Source organism: Flavobacterium sp. BFFFF1, from assembly GCF_002256285.1.
In the GTDB taxonomy this organism is placed as follows: Bacteria; Bacteroidota; Bacteroidia; order Flavobacteriales; family Flavobacteriaceae; genus Flavobacterium.
Map to the genome: position 1 here is coordinate 1 of NZ_NKJE01000063.1, position 2,465 is coordinate 2,465.

Annotated in this window: 4 protein-coding genes; all 4 read right to left on the reverse strand. The window is 37.0% G+C overall.

The genetic code is table 11. The features are described from left to right. Positions 1 to 73: 73 nt before the first annotated feature. A complete protein-coding gene (locus CFE23_RS16515) occupies positions 74 to 391 on the reverse strand; it encodes a type II toxin-antitoxin system PemK/MazF family toxin (protein ID WP_291090539.1) in 318 nt (105 codons plus the stop codon). After that, entirely contained in the window at positions 384 to 614 is a 231-nt protein-coding gene (locus tag CFE23_RS16520; RefSeq protein ID WP_291090542.1) for a hypothetical protein, read from the reverse strand. The genes CFE23_RS16515 and CFE23_RS16520 overlap by 8 nt, the downstream gene beginning before the upstream one ends. Before the next feature lie 663 nt (positions 615 to 1,277). Further along, positions 1,278 to 1,793 (reverse strand): hypothetical protein, encoded by a 516-nt coding sequence (locus CFE23_RS16525; protein WP_291090545.1) that lies wholly within the window; start codon positions 1,791 to 1,793, stop codon positions 1,278 to 1,280. A 189-nt stretch (positions 1,794 to 1,982) separates the two neighbouring features. Continuing rightward, the gene (locus CFE23_RS16530; protein WP_291090548.1) at positions 1,983 to 2,336 is read right to left on the reverse strand and encodes a hypothetical protein; all 354 of its coding nucleotides are present in this window, start codon (positions 2,334 to 2,336) and stop codon (positions 1,983 to 1,985) included. Positions 2,337 to 2,465: the final 129 nt, after the last annotated feature.

Here is a 2,465-nt window from a genome sequence, read left to right on the forward strand (position 1 = left end):
TATGGAAAAAGGTGGTTCATTTTACAAAGTGAGTAGCAATTGCGTGAAACCGCGGTTACCTGCTGTGCATACTTTAAAGTTGGAACAGGATTTTGAGTTTTTTATTTAATTCAGAAATTTCATTTGCAGAAAGTTGTCCTAATAATCCTTGCGCCAAAGATTTGTCGATTGTAGCAATTTTACTGGTTCGAACCAACGACTGTTTTTTGATTCCATTAATATCGTTTGGAAATAAAACAATATCTGTCTGTTCCTGCCAATTTATTTGTGAAGTAATAAAGCAGACGGTAATGTCAAGATTAGTTTCTGTCAGAACAATTGCTGGACGTAATTTACTGCCGCTTAAATTTGTAAAAGGAAAAGTAATTAAAACGATGTCACCTTTAGCCATTATATTTTTCCTTTAAGTCATCAGAAGAATAAAGATCTTCTTCATCATTCAAAAATTCAAAAGTTTGGCTTTTTGAAGCAAGTTGCTGAATGCTTTCTGTAATTCTATTGTCTTCAAATTTTTTAATGACAAAATCGGCAAAATCAGAAATCTCCTCCGCTTTGTCTTCAGGAAGTTGGTTTATTGCTTTTATGGTTCTTTCAATTATAGCTTGCCTTGTCATAAATCTATTTTTTTCAAATTTAATACATTTTGTCTTTCGATGATTTTTTTAACGCAATTTTGGCCGCATAGCAGGTAACGTCCGGCGGCTTCACGTCAGTTGCGGCTTTTGGAACTGAGTACTCTCGGCTGGACCGAACGAAGTTATGGAAAAAAGAAGTTCATTTTACAAGAAAAGTAGCAATTGCGTGAAACCGCTGTTATGTGGGTCGCGACACATTAGCAAACTCACACAACGTGACCACAAAGAAATTCCACTCCGTTGCGTTTTTTTAAATTCCCCAGTTTACACGCACTGTTTTCTGCGCGAGAATATCAACGCACGCATTTTACGCAATATTTAAGCTCTGATTAAGTCTCGCAGAGAACTCTCGGCGACAAGAATCGCAAACAAAAACCACAAATTTTCCGTGGACACTAACACAACGTAACCACAAAGTTGAGCCGTTAAAAATAGGGAAGAAGTTAAATTTACTCAAACACAAGCCGAGCTTTTCAACAAACAAAAAACGTCCTTTCTGCGAGCGGAGCGACCACACATAACGTCCGGCGGCTTCACGTCAGTTGCGGCATTTGGAACTGAGTACTCTCGGCTGGACAGAACGAAGTTATGGAAAAAAGAAGTTCATTTTACACGGAAAGTAGCAATTGCGTGAAACCGCTGTTAGCTGCTGTGCATTAAATCTGCGATTCGTCCGTCACCAATTCTAAACGGACCATCCAGAGTTTCATCATTTTGTTTCGCCATCTCGATTTGATGAAAGCAAGTTTTTATATTGTTTTCTAATGTTTCTACATTTTGTGTGTCCCAATATTCTCCTTCATCAAAAACATTTAGTTGATCAAAATGTAATCTTATAGATTTTAGAAAATCGATAAGTTTTATATGAGTTTCAACGTTTGCAAACTGTGTTTTACAATATTCCTGGATATAATTATCCTGGTCGAATTCTAGATTAAACGGATCTGAATTTTCATGAGGTTGAATTCTAATTCCTCGAGTCATTCCTTGATAATCCCATTCTTCTTCATCTCGAACTCTCAACAATAGTTTGTTAGCTTCTGTAAAAAAGTTATATTCCATTTCATTTTCCTGCGCGAAATTCTGTGCAGATTTCAGTACAATTCGGTAATCAGTTTCAGTCTTCAGTTTTCCGTCAAAGTGTATAGTTACTCCCATTTGCAATAATGTTTTTTTACGCAATTTTGGCCGCATAGCAGCTAACGTCCGGCGGCTTCACGTCAGTTGCGGCATTTGGAACTGAGTATTCTCGGCGTGGACAGAACGAAGTTATGGAAAAAGGTGGTTCATTTTACAAGGGAAGCAGCAATTGCGTGAAACCGCTGTTAGCTGCTGTAGCTTGGATATTTATAACTTGTCAAGACTCTCTTTATAACGTTTGACGAACTCATTTTGTATTCCCTTTAGCTTAGCATATTTTTTTTCCCATTCAGCTTTGTACTTTTCATCTTTGTTCAAAGCTAAGTCCGAATCTAAATCCGCAAGAAAAATGTCGATTTGATATCTGGCAGATATTACTTCGCTCATGGAATAAGTATTCATAGATTGCCACTTGTCAACAACCGACGAAATTTTCTCTGCAAATCTTTTTAAAAAATATTCTGATGGCCTTTTTTGGCGAATTTCAAAATTGTAATCTTCCCTTTTGTCACTATGAAATTTCTTAAATTCAGTTTCAGGATTAAAAATATCTTCGCTCATAGGTTATATGCTTTGATTAGCAAATGTAGTGTTTACAATTTTAGCAACAATAACGTTCCGGTTTTTTTGCTATAGCAGCTAACGTCCGGCGGCTTCACGTCCGTTGCGGCATTTGGAACTGAGTATTCT

Bases quoted from the DNA above. Each gene is read 5' to 3' on its own strand.
- CFE23_RS16515 (WP_291090539.1), bottom strand. From the start codon at position 391: ATGGCTAAAGGTGACATCGTTTTAATTACTTTTCCTTTTACAAATTTA.
- CFE23_RS16520 (WP_291090542.1), bottom strand. From the start codon at position 614: ATGACAAGGCAAGCTATAATTGAAAGAACCATAAAAGCAATAAACCAA.
- CFE23_RS16525 (WP_291090545.1), bottom strand. From the start codon at position 1,793: ATGGGAGTAACTATACACTTTGACGGAAAACTGAAGACTGAAACTGAT.
- CFE23_RS16530 (WP_291090548.1), bottom strand. From the start codon at position 2,336: ATGAGCGAAGATATTTTTAATCCTGAAACTGAATTTAAGAAATTTCAT.